At 64.6% G+C, this 17,713-nt stretch carries 14 protein-coding genes and 2 pseudogenes; 4 read left to right on the top strand and 12 right to left on the bottom strand.

Going from position 1 to position 17,713, the window contains the following annotated elements:
- Nucleotides 1-98 precede the first annotated feature (98 nt).
- Complete coding sequence (locus AC0QR5_RS15500) at nucleotides 99-956, bottom strand: tyrosine-type recombinase/integrase (RefSeq protein WP_329863908.1); 858 nt, start codon at nucleotides 954-956, stop codon at nucleotides 99-101.
- 93 nt (nucleotides 957-1,049) lie between these two features.
- The gene (locus AC0QR5_RS15505) at nucleotides 1,050-2,303 is read right to left on the bottom strand and encodes an IS256 family transposase (protein ID WP_475372479.1); all 1,254 of its coding nucleotides are present in this window, start codon (nucleotides 2,301-2,303) and stop codon (nucleotides 1,050-1,052) included.
- A 180-nt stretch (nucleotides 2,304-2,483) separates the two neighbouring features.
- Between AC0QR5_RS15505 and AC0QR5_RS15510 the strand changes: the two genes are divergently transcribed.
- Both AC0QR5_RS15510 and AC0QR5_RS15515 read left to right on the top strand, forming a co-directional pair.
- Nucleotides 2,484-2,708, top strand: coding sequence for an MIT C-terminal domain-containing protein (locus AC0QR5_RS15510; RefSeq protein ID WP_475372536.1), 225 nt, complete (start codon nucleotides 2,484-2,486; stop codon nucleotides 2,706-2,708).
- A 247-nt stretch (nucleotides 2,709-2,955) separates the two neighbouring features.
- Nucleotides 2,956-4,148, top strand: a protein-coding gene (locus AC0QR5_RS15515) for an IS3 family transposase (protein WP_475372474.1) whose coding sequence is annotated in 2 segments (ribosomal slippage) — nucleotides 2,956-3,240 and nucleotides 3,243-4,148 — 1,191 coding nt in all. Because the reading frame shifts where the segments join, the coding sequence is not laid out codon by codon here.
- Between the two features lie 14 nt (nucleotides 4,149-4,162).
- Here the strand turns inward: AC0QR5_RS15515 and AC0QR5_RS15520 are convergent.
- The 10 genes and pseudogenes from AC0QR5_RS15520 to AC0QR5_RS15565 form a co-directional block, all read right to left on the bottom strand.
- On the bottom strand, nucleotides 4,163-4,510 hold the full coding sequence (locus AC0QR5_RS15520; RefSeq protein WP_329864329.1) for a hypothetical protein: 348 nt from the start codon (nucleotides 4,508-4,510) through the stop codon (nucleotides 4,163-4,165).
- 161 nt (nucleotides 4,511-4,671) lie between these two features.
- Nucleotides 4,672-5,460, bottom strand: coding sequence for an IS21-like element helper ATPase IstB (istB, locus tag AC0QR5_RS15525; RefSeq protein ID WP_237428195.1), 789 nt, complete (start codon nucleotides 5,458-5,460; stop codon nucleotides 4,672-4,674).
- Nucleotides 5,457-6,986, bottom strand: coding sequence for an IS21 family transposase (gene istA / locus AC0QR5_RS15530; protein WP_237428196.1), 1,530 nt, complete (start codon nucleotides 6,984-6,986; stop codon nucleotides 5,457-5,459). Before istA ends, istB begins: the two co-directional genes overlap by 4 nt.
- 74 nt (nucleotides 6,987-7,060) lie before the next feature.
- Complete coding sequence (locus tag AC0QR5_RS15535; protein ID WP_329864302.1) at nucleotides 7,061-8,605, bottom strand: hypothetical protein; 1,545 nt, start codon at nucleotides 8,603-8,605, stop codon at nucleotides 7,061-7,063.
- Between the two features lie 395 nt (nucleotides 8,606-9,000).
- Nucleotides 9,001-9,426, bottom strand: coding sequence for a hypothetical protein (locus AC0QR5_RS15540; protein ID WP_329864304.1), 426 nt, complete (start codon nucleotides 9,424-9,426; stop codon nucleotides 9,001-9,003).
- 247 nt (nucleotides 9,427-9,673) lie between these two features.
- Nucleotides 9,674-10,201: pseudogene (locus AC0QR5_RS15545) on the bottom strand (IS256 family transposase); the annotation flags it as partial.
- Between the two features lie 70 nt (nucleotides 10,202-10,271).
- Nucleotides 10,272-11,534, bottom strand: coding sequence for an IS256 family transposase (locus AC0QR5_RS15550; protein ID WP_329864319.1), 1,263 nt, complete (start codon nucleotides 11,532-11,534; stop codon nucleotides 10,272-10,274).
- Nucleotides 11,535-11,603: 69 nt separating this feature from the next.
- The gene (locus tag AC0QR5_RS15555) at nucleotides 11,604-12,866 is read right to left on the bottom strand and encodes an IS256 family transposase (protein WP_329864319.1); all 1,263 of its coding nucleotides are present in this window, start codon (nucleotides 12,864-12,866) and stop codon (nucleotides 11,604-11,606) included.
- 84 nt (nucleotides 12,867-12,950) lie between these two features.
- Nucleotides 12,951-13,655: pseudogene (locus tag AC0QR5_RS15560) on the bottom strand (IS256 family transposase); the annotation flags it as partial.
- Nucleotides 13,656-13,900: 245 nt separating this feature from the next.
- Entirely contained in the window at nucleotides 13,901-15,043 is a 1,143-nt protein-coding gene (locus AC0QR5_RS15565; protein ID WP_329864315.1) for a calcium/sodium antiporter, read from the bottom strand.
- Between the two features lie 142 nt (nucleotides 15,044-15,185).
- Between AC0QR5_RS15565 and AC0QR5_RS15570 the strand changes: the two genes are divergently transcribed.
- Both AC0QR5_RS15570 and AC0QR5_RS15575 read left to right on the top strand, forming a co-directional pair.
- On the top strand, nucleotides 15,186-16,424 hold the full coding sequence (locus tag AC0QR5_RS15570) for an IS256 family transposase (RefSeq protein ID WP_475372537.1): 1,239 nt from the start codon (nucleotides 15,186-15,188) through the stop codon (nucleotides 16,422-16,424).
- A 97-nt stretch (nucleotides 16,425-16,521) separates the two neighbouring features.
- Nucleotides 16,522-17,604 (top strand): hypothetical protein, encoded by a 1,083-nt coding sequence (locus AC0QR5_RS15575; RefSeq protein ID WP_329864264.1) that lies wholly within the window; start codon nucleotides 16,522-16,524, stop codon nucleotides 17,602-17,604.
- The last annotated feature ends 109 nt before the right edge of the window (nucleotides 17,605-17,713 follow it).

Consider the following 17,713-nt stretch of genomic DNA (forward strand, 5'->3'; position numbering starts at 1 on the left):
GGTGGGATTTGAACCAGTAGTCACGCGTTCCGGTGCCCCCGTCACCGATCGTCTTCCCTGTCACAGAGCCAAAATTGCTGCCATCGCCTGCGGCTTGCTCACACCTGATCACCCCTATTCGCAGGTGAACCATTGTCAGATCCTTGTCGGATCAGGTGCTCCGCACGCATCTTGCTCAGCGCCTCCGCGACGGTGTCCAGATCGTCGTCGAAGAGGTCTGCGTACACGTCCAAGGTCATGGCTGCACTGGCGTGCCCGAGCATCCGTTGCACGGCCTTGACGTTAGCGCCACTGCTGATCGCAAGCGACGCCGTCGTGTGGCGAAGGTCGTGCGGAGTGACGTGCGGGAAGTGCGCTTCGCTGGCCTGCGCCCGCTTTACGGCTCCCCGGAACCACCCGCCCTTCCCGTTGCCCGGCCGCAGGAAACCGCCGAGCTCAGAAGGGAAGAGCAACGCGTCTCGATCCTTACCTGCGCACGCCGCGGCCACCGTGTCGTCCAGGAAGTCCGGATACGGTACCGAGCGCCGGTGGTGGGTCTTCGGAGTGCCGACCTTCACCTGTCCGCCGACCATGACCGCGTTCTCCACGATCTCGACCCGTCGACGGGCCGTGTCCACCCGCTTGACCGTCAGGCCGGTAGCCTCTCCCCACCTCAGACCCGTGAACGCCAGAAACCTGATCAGCCCGGGGTACTTGGACGCTTCAGCAAGCCGCTCGACCTGCTCGAGCGTTAAGTAGGCCCGGGGCTTCCTGACCTTCCTCGGCGTCCTCACGTCACGAGCTGGATTCGACGGGATCCGCCGGTCGCGCACTGCGCTGTCGAGGATCGCGGCGAGCACGCCGTGCACCCGCTTGACGGTCGTTGCGGACTTCTCCTTGCTGAGCTCCGCGACCCAGGTCGCGACCTCAGTGTGCCGAATGCTGCCGACGGCGCGGGTGCCCCACTGCGGCTTCACATGGACTCGCCACGCGCTCTCGTCCGAGCGGTAGGTCGAGGGTCAAGTCCATTTGCGTGGTGTAACGCGGGTGCAGCCTGATTCTTGGGTTGGTTAGGCGCTGAGCGCCAGGTCGGTGCCGGTGTCCTCCTTCGGGTCGGTGTCGGTGTCGGGCGTGGCCCCGACGGCGAGTGATTGCTGGATGAGGTCGAGGCCGAGGTAGCGGCGGGATTCGGTCCACTCGTCGTGCTGCTCGGCCAGCACGGCGCCGACGAGGCGGATCAGGGCGTCGCGGTCGGGGAAGATCCCGACGACATCGGTGCGGCGGCGGATCTCCCGGTTCAGGCGTTCCTGCGGGTTGTTGGACCAGACCTGGCGCCAGAGCCCCTTGGGGAACGCGGTGAACGCGAGGATGTCCTCGCGGGCGGCCTCGAGGTGGTCGGCGGTCTTCGGCAGCTTCTCGGCCAGCGCGTCCAGGACCCGGTCGAACTGGGCGTGCACGCCGGCGGCGTCGGGCTGGTCGTAGACCGAGTGCAGCAGCGTCTTGACCCACGGCCAGGACGCCTTGGGCGTGGCCGACATCAGATTCGCCGCGTAGTGCGTCCGGCAGCGCTGCCAGGCGGCGCCGGGCAGGGTCGCGCCGATCGCGGCCACGAGCCCGGCGTGGGCGTCGGAGGTCACCAGCCTCACCCCGGTGAGCCCGCGCGCGGCCAGGTCGCGGAAGAACCCGAGCCAGCCGGCGCCGTCCTCCGCGGAGGAGGCCTGGATCCCCAGGGCCTCGCGGTACCCGTCGGCGTTGACGCCGGTGGCGACCAGCGCGTGGACGTTCACGACCCGGCCGCCCTCGCGGACCTTGAGCACCAGGGCGTCGGCGGCGACGAACGCGTAGGGGCCGGCGTCCAGCGGGCGGGTGCGGAACGCCTCGACCTGCGCGTCCAGGTCCTGGGCCATGAGCGAGACCTGGGACTTCGAGAGCCGGGTGATCCCGAGGGTTTCGACGAGCTTCTCCATCCGGCGGGTGGAGACCCCGAGCAGGTAGCTGGTGGCCACGACCGTGGTCAGCGCGGCCTCGGCGCGGCGCCGGCGCTCGAGGAGCCAGTCCGGGAAGTACGAGCCGGAGCGCAGCTTCGGGACCGCGGCCTCCAGCGTGCCGGCGCGGGTGTCGAACGGGCGGGCCCGGTAGCCGTTGCGGGAGTTGGTCCGGTCCTCGGACCGGGCCCCGTACTCGGCGCCGCAGACCGCGTCGGCCTCGGCGCTCATCAGCGCGTTGATGAACGTGCTCAGCATCTGGCGCATCAGGTCCGGGGAGGCCTGGGCGAGCTGCTCGGACAGGAAGCGGGCAGGATCGATAACATGGGGTGCGGTCATCGCGTGGAAACTCCTTGAGAAGAGACTTTGGTCGGTCTTTCCAAGAATCACGCGATGGCCGCCTTACGTTAGGACGCCACGCCCAGCGGGCCGGTCGTACACCACGCTAATGGGCACTACTCAGCCGTCGCCGGGATCACGTTCGACTACAGTTTCGACGGCTCCATCCACGACCCATCCATAACAACCGACACGGGGTGGAAGATTATCCTCGGACGGGGTCTGGACATCTTCCAGTACTTCCCCAATGACGCTTTCGATCTAGTAAACCGGCTCCAGGAGTGCCGCCAGGTCAAGGCCCTCGGCGGCACCGGACAATCAGCGCCTGAGACGGAAAGGGAGGACCGAATCGGTAATCTGTGGCCCGTGGGCAACGGTGCTCTAGCTGGTCATCGTATTGCTTAGGTGCTTGCCGATGTAGCCGATGTAGATCTTTCCCGTGCCAGTTGTGTCATCGTGAATGTACATGCGCGGTGCCACTCCGTCCTTTACCGATGTCTTGAAATGGGCGAGCATAAGCACCTGTTTTGATGGGTCAACGGAATCGGGGACCGGCAATAGTCGCTCTTTTCTCCACTTCGAAGGGACTGCTGCACGAGTAGGTGACATCTGATCTGGCTTGCCCGCGGGGTGGGTCTGGAAGGATGTTGCTGTGCCCAAGCCCTACCCGTCCGAGTTCCGTGACGACGTTGTGCGCGTCGCGAGGAACCGTGAGCCCGGAGTGACGATCGAGCAAATCGCGAAAGACTTCGGGGTCCACCCGATGACGTTGCAGAAGTGGCTGCGTCGCGCCGACATCGACGCAGGTGCGAAGCCCGGCCAGTCCCGGACCGAGGCGGCGGAGATCCGCGAGCTGAAGAAGCGGAACCGGTTGCTCGAGCAGGAGAACGAGGTCCTCCGGCGGGCGGCGGCGTATCTGTCGCAGGCGAATCTGCCGGGAAAAGGTTCTACCCGCTCGTGACAGAGCTCGCCGAAGCAGGGATCCCTGTGACGGTGACGTGCCGGGTGCTCAAGCTCTCCCGCCAGCCCTACTACCGATGGCTGGCCGGCCCCATCACCGATAGCGAGGTCGTGGAGGCGTATCGCGCGAACGCGCTGTTCGACGCGCACAAGGATGACCCCGAGTTCGGGCACCGGCTCCTCGCCGACGAGGCCCGTGACGCGGGTGAGGCGATGTCTGACCGGACCGCGTGGCGGATCGCCTCCGCAAACGGCTGGTGGTCCGCGTTCGGGAAGAAGCGGGGACGTAACGGCAAGAAGCCGGGCCCGCCGGTCCACGACGACCTGTGCGCGGTCGTCGACGAGGACGGCCGGACCCGGCACGTGTTCGCCGCCGAAGCCCCGAACCAGCTCTGGCTCGTGGACATCACGGAGCACCGGACCGCGGAAGGCAAGCTCTACTGTTGCGCCATCAAGGACGCGTGCTCAGGCCGGATCGTGGGGTACTCGATCGACTCGAGGATGAAGTCCCGCCTGGCCGTTCAGGCGCTCGAGAATGCTGTCGCGATGCGCGGCGACGTCGCCGGCTGCATCGTGCACAGCGACAGGGGCAGTCAATTTCGGAGCAGGAAGTTCCTGCGCGCTCTTGCCCTTCACCGCATGGTCGGGAGCATGGGCAGAGTCGGATCGAGCGGGGACAACGCCGCCATGGAAAGCTTCTTCGCGCTGCTCCAGAAGAACGTCCTCGACCGCCGCTCCTGGACCACTCGCGAGCAGCTGCGCATCGCGATCGTCACCTGGATCGAGCGGAGCTATCACCGGCGACGCCGTCAGGCACGCCTGGGTCGTTTGACGCCCATCGAGTTCGAGACCATCATGAACACGACCGTCGCACTGGCGGCGTGACTAGAACCTGTCACCTAACCGTGCAGCAGTCCCGAATTCGATTTCACAGACTCGCTTTCGGTTTGCGCGAACCGTTTCGGATCACACTTCCTACCGAGCGTCTGCTCACTGGTGAGGTATCCGAAAAGGTTCCCAGAGAAGTTGCCGTCAGTCTTCTCTATGCAGTAGTCCCTCATAATGAGGACGTATTCCCAGAAAGTCGCTGCACACCGACCGAGCCCGTCATAGATTTCAAGGTCCATGGCCTTATTCAGATCCCCGGTGAAGGCGATGAACTTGGCCACACGTTCTTCAGACTCAAGACGGGCCAGCATGTCTATAACCGAGCTTGGGGATTCATCAAGTCCGTGGTCGGGATCCACGAACGTGGTGAAGTCCTGCAGGCTCTTGTGTCAATGGCCATTACGTTCTGCCCATGGGCGGCCAGTTGATGTGCCCGCTGGTGGCCAGTAAAACTGCCCGGTTATGGCCAACAGATCTGCCCACTGATTCGTTTCGGCGGGGTCGGCCATCGTTGGGTTGGTCAGTTCAAGCGGGTCACTCCTTTTCCGGCGAGGGCCTGGGTAAGACGGACGGAATCGCCGCTGGTCTGGCAGACGTGGGCGTGGTGCAGCAGTCGGTCAACGGTGGCGGTGGCGAGGGTTTTGGGCATGAGCTCATCGAACCCGGCGGGGTGGAGGTTGGAGCTGATCGCGACGGAGCGTTTTTCGTAGGCTGCGTCCACGACCCGGTAGAGGCCTTCGGCGGCGTCCGTGGCCACGGGCAACAGACCAATATCATCGATGACCACGAGCTCGGCGCGCAGGATCCGGGCAACGGCCCGGGTGACGCTGTCATCGGTTCGGTGGGCGCGGATGAGGACGCCGAGGTCCTCGAGCCTGAACCAAGCGACCCGCATTCCGGCTTCGACGGCCTGCTGGCCGAGGGCTTCGAGGAAGAACGTCTTCCCCGTCCCCGAGGGCCCGCAGACGACCAAGTTTTCCCTGCGGGTGATCCATTCCAGGGTCCGCAGTGCCTGCTGGGTCGGGCCCGGGATGGAGGACGCTGCAGGGTCCCACGCCTCGAAGGTCTTCCCGGTCGGGAACCCGGCTGCTTTGCGGCGGGAAGCGAGCATGGACCGGGCCCGGCCGGCGGCTTCCTCCGTGAAGAGGGCCTTGATGACCTCGGCCGGTTCCCACCGCTGGGCGCGGGCGGTCGCGATCAGGTCCGGGGCCAGCGCCCGGGCGTGGGGCATTTTCAGGGACCGCATCAGGGCCTCCAGGTCCGCCGGTAGCGGCGGAGCCACGGTATTGGTCGTGGTGACGGGGCTCATCGGGCCTCCTCCGGCGTGGTGATGGTTGCGGGGTTGCCGATCGCGGCCCACGCCCCTGTTCCTTGGGTGAGGGAGGTGGCTTCGTTGGCGGCGTGGGTGGTAGTGCGGCGGATGTTGGCGTTCAAGATCGAGGCGAGGTCCGGGTGCGCGAACCGGCCGTGCAGGGCGGCGTCGCCCAGGGCCCGGTCGACCTGATCAGTGCCGGCGATTTTGGCCAGCGTAACGGCTTCGGCCATTTTCACGTTCATCCTTGCGGTCCCGGCCGCGGCGGCCTCGACGAGCCAGGTTCTGGCGCCTTCGCCGATGGCCAGGAACGCGGCCTCGTCCGCGCTGCGGGCCCTCACCTCGTAGTCGCCGGGGAGCTTCGCCCGGGTTCCGGGGAAGTGTTCGTCGTTGATGGCGGGGCTGCCGGGCCGTGCCCGTTCGTGGCGGGCGACTTCGACGGGCCCGGTCGTGCCGTGGTGGACGATGATGACCTGCTCGCCGGGCCCGGTGCCGTGGGTGCGGACGAACACCCGGGCTCCGAGCAGGTGGGCCGGGACGGAGTACTGGGCGTTTTCGAAGGTGACCATTGGGGTGTTCTCCGGAACGCCGCGGGCCAGGCCGAACGCGACCGTGTGGGCGGTGTCCGGGATCCGGTGCAGCCGCGGGGCTTCCTCGGCGAGCATGGCCGCGGGTTTCCGCCGCGTCGTCCGGTGCTCACGGTGATTGACCTCGTCCATGAACGCCGTGCAGGCGGCCTCGAGCTCGGCGAAGGTGCGGTAGTCATCGCGGAGGTTGGTGTCTTTGGGCACGAGGTCGGCCTTGGCGAGTTTCACGGACGCTTCGACTCCGCCTTTGGTGGCCGGGTCCGCCGGTTGGCAGGTCAGCACGGTCACCCCGTAGTGCCGGGCGAAGTCCAGGGTCTGCTGGTTGCGCACCGGGACCCCGGCGACGTGGGCGGTGGTGACGGTCTTCTCGTTGTCCGTGAGGACATAGGTCGGCGCCCCTCCGAGGATCCGGAAGCACCGGTCCAGGGCCGCGAACACGCTCGGCGCGGTCCTGTCCCTGAGCGGGATCACGATGCGGAAGCGTGAGAACGCCAGCCAGGCCACGAAAAGGATGGTCTTCACCCCGCCGATCCGGGGCCCGTCGCCGAAGTCGTACTGCAACCACATCCCCGGTTCTGTGATCCACGGCCGGTGGACGCGGGTGTGGCCCAGCCGCCACGCGGCTTTGACCTGCGCGATCGCCCGGCGGGTAGACCGTTCCGAACCGGTGTAGCCCAGAGCGAGGAGCTTTTCGTGGGCCTTGTCGGCCCGGATCCGGCCCTTGGAGGCTTCGATCCATTCCTCGATCTTGGGCAGGAACGCGTCGGTGACCCGGCCGCGGGCCGCGGGTTCCCCGATCGGCCGGCCCGCGTCACGGGCGGTGACGTGTTTAGCAACGGTGTGGTGCGAGCAGCCCGTGAGCTCCGCGGTGGCGCGCAACGATCCGGTCAGATCGTAGGCAGCAAGAATTTCCATGATTTCTCCGTCAGACTTCATACAGGGCCTCTTCCTGGTTCGCTTTTGGTGCGCTTAGACACCGTCATCAAACCGCAGGGAGAGGCCCCCACCGCTTAAAGACGCGGCAGGAACAAGTAAGGAAGTGGGCAGATCTCATGGCCACCGGCGGGCAGTTCTGCTGGCCGCCAGCGGGCACTTTCGTGGCCGCCTATGGGCAGTTTTTCATGGCCGCTAACACTCTTGAGCTTGTTCGACTGGAATTCCGCCAGTCGTTCCAAGTGGCGACGTTGTTCTGCTTCGCGACGTCGTTCTTCCGCCTCAAGAGCAAGTTCATACTCCGCGTTCTCGTATTCCTGCTTGAGCGCGTCCCGCTCGTCCCGCACCCTGTTGATGTTGTCGAGGAGCGCGTCAATTCTGTCCGAGTGTGTCTGAACGGCACTGCCGGCTTTCGCCACCGTGTCCGCGAGCTTATGAATGTTTTCCAGACTGAGCTCGCTGGAACCGGCATGGGTCGCGAGCAGCAGTGTCAGTTCGTTCAGAATCGCGGCAGGAACCGTATTTCCTGGGACCACAAGAGGCAGCTGAATTGCGGGGTAGTCGACGGTGGAGGTATCCACCACTTGAGATTGCGGCGCGTGGTGCACTTGGGAAACGGTCGGCTGGTCCGTGTAGGACGGAGATGGCGCTGGCGGCGCTGAGGGGGGAGGAAACGTAGCTGACCCGGTAGCGCGAAGTTCCTCTCGTTCCAGTATTCGTGCGCTACGCAGCGCCTCATGGGGCAGTGGCCGTTCGAGGAGTTGGCGCCGCGCCGCCGCGGCATGGACCCTTACCAATGAGGGACGGACTCGCATGCCCGTGGTCAGTGAATCGGCCAGTGATCCCGGGTAGAGGATCCTGTGGCGCAGTGCGTCGGCCTTGTTGGCGGGCTCTACGCCGGGGAGAAACGTCCTTACGGCACCGTTCTCCACGGCGTGTGTGGCCGTGAGTTTGATGTTCAGTTGCTCCTGCGCGGCTTCTGTCAGCACAAACGCTGCTGTAGTTCCCGCGCTGTTCCAGATTAGGTTGCCGATAATCTGGGACCAGGGCGCCATAGGAGCGCCCGGAATGCAGCCGGCCACAACGATCGAGGTTGTGCGTCGTGTATCCAGCAACGCTACAACGAGACTTTCGACGTCGTCGATGTCGACAACACTGGGCGAGGTCGTCAGCGGAATGTCGGCGTGGAAGTCTCGGGCCTTCGTGACGTCCAGTAGTGACCGGATGATCTTGGGCGGTTTGGTGTTCTCGCTGACGGGTCTCCCGTTGGTGATCTCAGCGTCCGCATCGACCTCTACGACGATCAACTGTTTTGCATTCGCGCCATTGGGAAGAGATGTGGCTGTGACACTCACACACCATGTACCAGCGTCATTCTTCTCCTCGAGGCGCAGCAGCAACCGCCTGCTGGCGTCCTCTCCGGAGTGCTCTACGGCCGTCAGCTTGGCATGGGGGCCCATGACGTGGGTTCCCGGACCAACCCATTCGTAGGTGTCCAGAGTGCCGTAGCCGCGCTGGCCACGGTGCTTCGTTTTCAGCCAGGATCTGACCTGTTCGGTGGCGACCTTAACGGCGTTCTCCGAATCCTCTAGCCGCAGAATCGAGCGATAGCCGAGAGCCACTTTTTCCCCCTGATGATTGTCCTGGGGTCATGCTATTTCGTCAGAAACGTTTCTCCGGCTCTGCAGACTGGCATTGGCGGTCGTGGCGCGCCGGAATGATGTTGGCGATCCCTCTATTGGACCGGTGATGCAGGACCCTCGTCCGTCTCGCGCTGCGTCCAATCGACCATGTCCCGCGCATAGGAAACGAACTCCTGCGCCTTGTTCCTTGGGAGTTCAGGCGGTGCCGGGGGTTCCATCCATTCGTTGTCAGTTGCCATGTCATCCTGCTTTCTCCAGGTCCATTTCGAACCTTACGATCGGTATCCATTGGGCCGTCCCGACTGGCGTGTCTGCAGTGGAGACTGGTCGCGAAGAAGTCGATCGTTGAAAGCCCGCCCTCGCTAGGAGCAGGCCTATCTCAATCCGTTCGGTTTCTGGCCGGCATGCTTCCAGATTTCTGCCTGGAGTGCATGCGCGAAATACTGCGGGATAGGCGACTGCGTGTTTGTCGACTTCAGCCAGTAATTGCCAGTCAGTCGCCCGTAGTCGTTAAAGTCAATTTCGGCTGTCCATGTCGACAGCCGGCTGTTGGATCGCACCTCGAGCAGGACAGTGACTCCAGTGGCCGTGATTTGAGAAACACGCGGCGTACGCTCTGCTATCCGCGTCGAGATCGTGACAAAATCCTGCTGAGTTAGACGATCGTCGAAAATAATCGGGGTGCTTTTCCGGCGTTTGGTCTCCTGAGCGGAACGATAGGTCTGAACGATGCCACCACCGATGATGGCAGCGACACCGCTTACCAGTAGCTTGTCCAAAAACCCCACAATGTCCCCCATCTAGTTTCTGTCGACAATATACCCAGCAGGAACTTTGCCCCCCGCCCTAGTAGCCGATCCGTGCGGGCTGTAACGAGTGACGGACAGAGACATGAAACGTGGCCAGTTATTCCAAGTGTCATAGGCCAGCCAAGTTAACATGAGCGCGTTTCAGCAACATGATCTGATGAGGCATGGCTGGTTCATGACTGGAGCAGCACCCACGCGGGGTCTGTCAGATTAACGGTGGATCTGGCCTGGCGCATTGTCAGTTGATTCGGCCTTCGAAGGTGATAGCGAAGGCGTTGAGCGCGGGCTTCCACCTCGTGACCCACCGTGCCCGACCTCGCCCCGCCGGGTCAAGCGACCGGGTCACGAGATACAGGCATTTCAGCGCGGCAGCGTCGTTGGGGAAGTGCCCGCGGGCACGGACGGCGCGCCGGTAGCGGGCGTTGAGCGACTCGATCGCGTTCGTGGAGCAGATGATGCGGCGGATCTCGACGTCGTAGTCCAGAAACGGGATGAATTCCGCCCATGCGTTCTCCCAGAGCTGCCGGATCGCGGGATACATGGTGCACCACTTCTCGGCGAACTCCTCGAACCTGGCCCTCGCGACAGCTTCGTTGACGGCGGTATAGACCGGCTTGAGGTCGCGGGCGATCTGGTCCCAGTACTTCCGCGACGCGTATTTGAACGTGTTGCGGATCAGGTGGATGATGCATGTCTGCACCGTCGTCAGCTCCCACGTCGTGTTGATCGCGTCCGGGAGGCCTTTCAGCCCGTCGCAGACGACGATGCAGACGTCCTCGAGGGGGTGTCAAGTTTTCCGTGTAAGGGACCGGTCGGTAATCCGCTCTGCCGGGTGGTCAGATCGGGAGTCGGTTGGGGAATTGGACGGCGAAGGCGTTCAGGGCCTGGTGCCATCCCTGGGTGCCGGTTCCGAGCTCGCCTCCGCGGGTGGTCTCGATGTTCCGGATCCCCAGGTAGACCAGCTTGAGCGCCGCGTCGTCGGAGGGGAACGAGCCCCTGGTCTTGGTGATCTTCCGGAGCTGGTAGTTGATCGATTCGATCTGGTTCGTGGTGTAGATGACCTTGCGTATCTCGGGTGTGAACGCCAGGAACGGGGTGAAGTCCTCCCACGCGTTCCTCCACGCCAGCACCGCCCCGGGGGCCTTGGCCTGCCAGGCCTCGGCGAAGGCCTCCATGGCCAGCTCCGCGGCCTGCACGGTCGGAGCCGTGTAGATCGGACGCATGTCCTTGGCCATCGCCTTGCGGTCCCCGTAGGAGGCGTAGCGCATCGCCGAGCGCAGCAGGTGCACCACGCACGTCTGGACCACGGTCTGCGGGTAGATGCTGTTCACCGCCGCCGGCAGGCCGCTCAGCCCGTCGCAACACAGGACCAGGATGTCCGTGGCGCCGCGATTGCGGATCTCGGTGAGCACGTTGGCCCAGAACTTCGCCCCCTCCGAAGCGCCCAGCCACAGGCCCAGGACCTGCTTGCGGCCCTCGACGTCCACGCCCACGGCGATGTGGCAGGCCCTGTTCGCCACGACCCCGCCGTCACGGATCTTCAGCCAGATCGCGTCGATGTAGACGATCGGATACACCGCTTCCAGCGGCCGGTTCTGCCATTGGGCGACCTCGTCGGCGATGACGTCGGTGACCCGGGAGATCGTCGCGGCGGAGACCTTGGCCCCGTAGATCTCCTCGAGGTGGGCCCCGATGTCGCGGGTGCTCATCCCACGGGCGTAGAGCGAGAGGATCATGTCCTCGACCTTGCCCAGCCGGCGGGACCGCTTGGGCACAATGACCGGCGCGAAGGAGCCGTTCCGATCCCGTGGCACGGTGATCTGCACCGGCCCCTGCAGGGTCTGCACGTTCTTGGTGGTCTTGCCGTTGCGCGAGTTTCCCGTCCCGGCCCCGGCGGGGTCCCCGGACTCGTAGCCGAGGTGGTCGCTCATCTCGGTCTCCAGGCTCCGTTCCAGGACCGCGCGGGTCATTCGCGCCAGCAGCTCCTCGACGCCGTGGCGCCCCTGCCCGAGATCCTCCGCGGCGGTGACGAGGGCGTCGATCTGATCGGCGCTGAGAACGCCTTCAAGAGGGTTCGGAATGGTGTTGGTATCTGCCATGAGGCCCGTCCTTGGGGGTGTCAAGTTTTCCGTGTAAGGGACCGGTCGGTAATCCGCTCTGCCGGGTGGTCAGATCGGGAGTCGGTTGGGGAATTGGACGGCGAAGGCGTTCAGGGCCTGGTGCCATCCCTGGGTGCCGGTTCCGAGCTCGCCTCCGCGGGTGGTCTCGATGTTCCGGATCCCCAGGTAGACCAGCTTGAGCGCCGCGTCGTCGGAGGGGAACGAGCCCCTGGTCTTGGTGATCTTCCGGAGCTGGTAGTTGATCGATTCGATCTGGTTCGTGGTGTAGATGACCTTGCGTATCTCGGGTGTGAACGCCAGGAACGGGGTGAAGTCCTCCCACGCGTTCCTCCACGCCAGCACCGCCCCGGGGGCCTTGGCCTGCCAGGCCTCGGCGAAGGCCTCCATGGCCAGCTCCGCGGCCTGCACGGTCGGAGCCGTGTAGATCGGACGCATGTCCTTGGCCATCGCCTTGCGGTCCCCGTAGGAGGCGTAGCGCATCGCCGAGCGCAGCAGGTGCACCACGCACGTCTGGACCACGGTCTGCGGGTAGATGCTGTTCACCGCCGCCGGCAGGCCGCTCAGCCCGTCGCAACACAGGACCAGGATGTCCGTGGCGCCGCGATTGCGGATCTCGGTGAGCACGTTGGCCCAGAACTTCGCCCCCTCCGAAGCGCCCAGCCACAGGCCCAGGACCTGCTTGCGGCCCTCGACGTCCACGCCCACGGCGATGTGGCAGGCCCTGTTCGCCACGACCCCGCCGTCACGGATCTTCAGCCAGATCGCGTCGATGTAGACGATCGGATACACCGCTTCCAGCGGCCGGTTCTGCCATTGGGCGACCTCGTCGGCGATGACGTCGGTGACCCGGGAGATCGTCGCGGCGGAGACCTTGGCCCCGTAGATCTCCTCGAGGTGGGCCCCGATGTCGCGGGTGCTCATCCCACGGGCGTAGAGCGAGAGGATCATGTCCTCGACCTTGCCCAGCCGGCGGGACCGCTTGGGCACAATGACCGGCGCGAAGGAGCCGTTCCGATCCCGTGGCACGGTGATCTGCACCGGCCCCTGCAGGGTCTGCACGTTCTTGGTGGTCTTGCCGTTGCGCGAGTTTCCCGTCCCGGCCCCGGCGGGGTCCCCGGACTCGTAGCCGAGGTGGTCGCTCATCTCGGTCTCCAGGCTCCGTTCCAGGACCGCGCGGGTCATTCGCGCCAGCAGCTCCTCGACGCCGTGGCGCCCCTGCCCGAGATCCTCCGCGGCGGTGACGAGGGCGTCGATCTGATCGGCGCTGAGAACGCCTTCAAGAGGGTTCGGAATGGTGTTGGTATCTGCCATGAGGCCCGTCCTTTCAAAGGGGTGAAACCACAGGTCACACCCCAGTTAGAGACCGGACCCTTACACACTCTATGAAACACCCTCGTCCTCGACGCCGCGGTTCTTGATCTCGGTGAGCACGCCGAGCCAGAACTTCGCGCCCTCACCACCGTCGCCGGCCCAGATCCCGAGGATGTCGCGTTCCCCGCCCGTGGTGACGCCGACGGCGACGTAGAACGGTTTGTTGCGCACCTGCCCGTCCCGCACCTTCACGACGATCGCGTCGATGAACACCACCGGGTAGACGCGGTCCAACGGACGGTTCTGCCACTCGGTCATCTCCTCGATCACCTTGTCGGTGATCTTCGAGATCGTGTCCTTCGAGACGCTGGCTCCGTAGACATCGTCGAAGTGCGCCGCGACCTCACCGGTCGTGAGCCCGCGCGCGGTCAATGACAGCACGATCTCGTCGATCCCGTCCAGCCGACGCTGCCGCTTGCGCACGATCCTCGGCTGGAACGACCCCTCACGATCCCGGGGAACGTCGATCTGCACTGCACCGACCTCGGTCATCACGGTCTTCGCCCGCGTCCCGTTACGGGCATTCTCGCCGGTGCTGGGCTGGTGCTTGTCATAACCGAGGTGCTCGGTCATCTCGACCTCGAGCGCAGTCTCCAGCACCCGCTTCGTTAGCCCGGCGAGCAGCCCGTCCGGGCCGACCAGGCTGACGCCCTTCTCCTTCGCTTCCGCGAGCAGCTGCTCCGCGATCTGCTGCTGATCGATGATCTCTCCCGTCACAGGATCAATCATCTCGATGACATCGGTCATCGCCTTTCCTTTCGGTCAGGCCAGGACCAGATACACCGTTCGTCTGACACTCCCTGCTCGACTCGATCGCGGTGCACAGGGCAAGTCCGTAACCTGCTTCGCATCAAGAGGGGTGCAGAACGGATTTGACCCGCGTGGGGGGTCTGGCGCTGATCGGGGGGACTATCTGGTGCCTGGGTGGCGCGCGGTATTGACAGGCCCGGGTTGATCTAGTCAGCGGCTCGTGGTCAGGACGGACGGGGGGTTGTGCCGCTGCCTTGTCGGCCCTTACGCAGCCCGATTTCGTATGCGGTGAAGGCGATCAGCGTCACCGTGATCAATGGGAGGACAAACCATGCCATCACGGCGGTAAATCCTTCCAGTGCGTCGTGTGCGGTGGCAGCCAGGATGAGATACCCGAGGTAAACCAGATACAGGGCTACGAACAGGGCGCCTTCCCATCGCGCCACCGTGAAGCCAGTGAAGGCTACGGGCAGCAAGGCGATCGCGGCCGCCAACATTACCGGGATATCGAAGGCCAGGGCGGCGCTGGATACGGGAATGCCCTCGAGGGAGATCATGGCTGGCAACCCGAGCACGACTCCGATGTTGAAGATGTTGCTGCCGACCACGTTGCCAATCGCCAAGTCACGTTCGCCACGGCGCACGGCGATGAGGGAAGTCGCCAGCTCAGGCAGAGATGTGCCGATGGCCACGACGGTTAAACCGACCACTAGGCTGCTCACCCCGAGCGTGGTGGCGGTGTTCACCGCGCCCTCGACGAGGAGCGTGGCCCCGGTTACCAGGAGAGCAACTCCGAACACCACGAGCAGAATCGACTTTCCGCTCGAGGCCACAGGCAATTTCTGGGCCTGGGCGGAGGTGCCGATACCCAGGGAACCCTCAGCCAGCTGCATAACAGGGGCCTTGGACTGTGTCCTTCTGCGGCCGATGGTGACGGTCAGCACGGTGTGAGCGACCACGGCACCGAACAGGATTAGCCCGTCTACCGCGCTGATCACCCCGTCGAGGCAGACCAGCAGCAACGCCGCGGACAGAGAAAGCATCAGGGGGAGATCAAAGCGCACCAACCGTTGTGTCGCGGCCAGCGGCAGAACTAGAGCGGAGAGGCCGAGAATGAGCAAGACGTTAGCAATGTTGCTGCCGACCACATTGCCCACCGCCAGTCCGGGTTCGTCGCGCAGGACCGCACCGATACTCACCGAAAGCTCGGGCGCCGACGTGGCCGCCGAGACCACGGTGAGCCCGACCACCAGGGAGGAAACCCCCGCTCGACGAGCCAAGGCGGAGGCCCCTCGCACCAGTACCTCCCCGCCCAGCACCAGCAGCACCAACCCGACAATGATCCGCCCCAGGTCTAGAAGGTCCATAAGTAGGAGTGTACGGATCACAACCCGAGTCGCGATGAGCACTCCATCGACCCGGTTGAGCACCCGCATGGGGAGTGTCAGACGAACGGTGTATCTGGTCCTGGCCTGACCGAAAGGAAAGGCGATGACCGATGTCATCGAGATGATTGATCCTGTGACGGGAGAGATCATCGATCAGCAGCAGATCGCGGAGCAGCTGCTCGCGGAAGCGAAGGAGAAGGGCGTCAGCCTGGTCGGCCCGGACGGGCTGCTCGCCGGGCTAACGAAGCGGGTGCTGGAGACTGCGCTCGAGGTCGAGATGACCGAGCACCTCGGTTATGACAAGCACCAGCCCAGCACCGGCGAGAATGCCCGTAACGGGACGCGGGCGAAGACCGTGATGACCGAGGTCGGTGCAGTGCAGATCGACGTTCCCCGGGATCGTGAGGGGTCGTTCCAGCCGAGGATCGTGCGCAAGCGGCAGCGTCGGCTGGACGGGATCGACGAGATCGTGCTGTCATTGACCGCGCGCGGGCTCACGACCGGTGAGGTCGCGGCGCACTTCGACGATGTCTACGGAGCCAGCGTCTCGAAGGACACGATCTCGAAGATCACCGACAAGGTGATCGAGGAGATGACCGAGTGGCAGAACCGTCCGTTGGACCGCGTCTACCCGGTGGTGTTCATCGACGCGATCGTCGTGAAGGTGCGGGACGGGCAGGTGCGCAACAAACCGTTCTACGTCGCCGTCGGCGTCACCACGGGCGGGGAACGCGACATCCTCGGGATCTGGGCCGGCGACGGTGGTGAGGGCGCGAAGTTCTGGCTCGGCGTGCTCACCGAGATCAAGAACCGCGGCGTCGAGGACGTCTGCATCGTCGTCTGCGACGGGCTGAAAGGCCTCCCGGACGCGATCAACACGACGTGGGAGCTGACGACGGTGCAGACATGCATCATCCACCTGATCCGCAACACGTTCAAATACGCGTCGCGGAAGTACTGGGACCAGATCGCCCGCGACCTCAAGCCGGTCTATACCGCCGTCAACGAAGCTGTCGCGAGGGCCAGGTTCGAGGAGTTCGCCGAGAAGTGGTGCACCATGTATCCCGCGATCCGGCAGCTCTGGGAGAACGCATGGGCGGAATTCATCCCGTTTCTGGACTACGACGTCGAGATCCGCCGCATCATCTGCTCCACGAACGCGATCGAGTCGCTCAACGCCCGCTACCGGCGCGCCGTCCGTGCCCGCGGGCACTTCCCCAACGACGCTGCCGCGCTGAAATGCCTGTATCTCGTGACCCGGTCGCTTGACCCGGCGGGGCGAGGTCGGGCACGGTGGGTCACGAGGTGGAAGCCCGCGCTCAACGCCTTCGCTATCACCTTCGAAGGCCGAATCAACTGACAATGCGCCAGGCCAGATCCACCGTTAATCTGACAGACCCCCCGCATGAGGATCGGCCTACGGGCGGGTGGTGGTGTGTCGCACGTAGGGTGAGCAAATGGTTGCGGACGCTGATGCGCTGTTGGTGGGTCCACGTGGTCGACGGTTGTGCCTTGAGATGGCGATGGATTTGAGCACGGAGGTCAGGTCAGCCGCGTTCTGGCTCGCCCATGACCTGGACCCGGGTAAGGGAACGTCCCGGGCGTTGTTGACTGCCACGTTCGGGGAGGTTGCGGCTCCGCCGCCGACGCCGTCCATGCCGGACCTCTTAACCGCCTTGGCGTCGCTCGACGTGACGCTGTCGGGCGCCGACGTGATCGATCGTGCTTTGGCCCGAGCGGTGGATACGTCTCGTCCGTGGCAGGAACCGGACGGCGAGGACGTCCTCGCGACGCTCCCCGAGGTGAGAAGGGTCCTTCTCTCCGTCGCCCAGCACGTGATCACGTCGCCCTCTACACAGTGGTGGTCGCAGGGCCGGCAGGTCGAACAGTGGAGCATCGATTGGCGGTCGGCAGACGATCCGGCACCGTTGCCCAGGGAGCCATCACAAGCGCTAGCTGAATGGGCCCGCGGTACACGAGCCGAAGAGATTCGGGCCGAGAAGGAAAGACCCCGAGACCCTCATGCCAACTGGTCGGGGACGTGGTGGTCCTTCCCGCCAGGGACAATGCAGTCGGTCGGAAGGATACCGCTGGGGTTGAACCTCATCGAGGATTCCTTCGGCTGGGAGAACGCCACAGTCATCCCCGTGCGCGGTACCGGCCGAACGTATGAGGTGCGCACCGGGGCCGATTGGGTGGCACTTTGCCGTGAGTACCCCTTGGGGGTCACGGCATCGCGGCGTCATGACTGGTTTCGCTGTACCGGGCACGACGGCAGGTGGGTGATCCCGGACTGGGAGAAAGTCGCCGAGGGGTGGGATGCTGTGCACCTGACAGTCCTGGCTTACCTCAGTAGTGCCAATCGTGCGCTGCACGTCGACACCGGTACTTCGACGGTCATCGCGGGGTGGAACCCCGATACGACGATCTGGCTGACAGATGCTGCACGCGAGTGGGACATCCCACGCCAGGAATGGCAGCGCTCTGCCGATCAGGAGACTTGGAAGAACACCACACCCAGGGCCGACCAGTCCAACTGAAAGGTGTCCGACGGGGGATCCCCATGCGGACGCGACTGAACTAGGCGGTCAAACAAGTTTGCGATAATCCGGCTATTTGTCTCTGCTATTCAAACCTCGGTGTGCGGCC

The organism is Arthrobacter sp. J156, assembly GCF_056172865.1.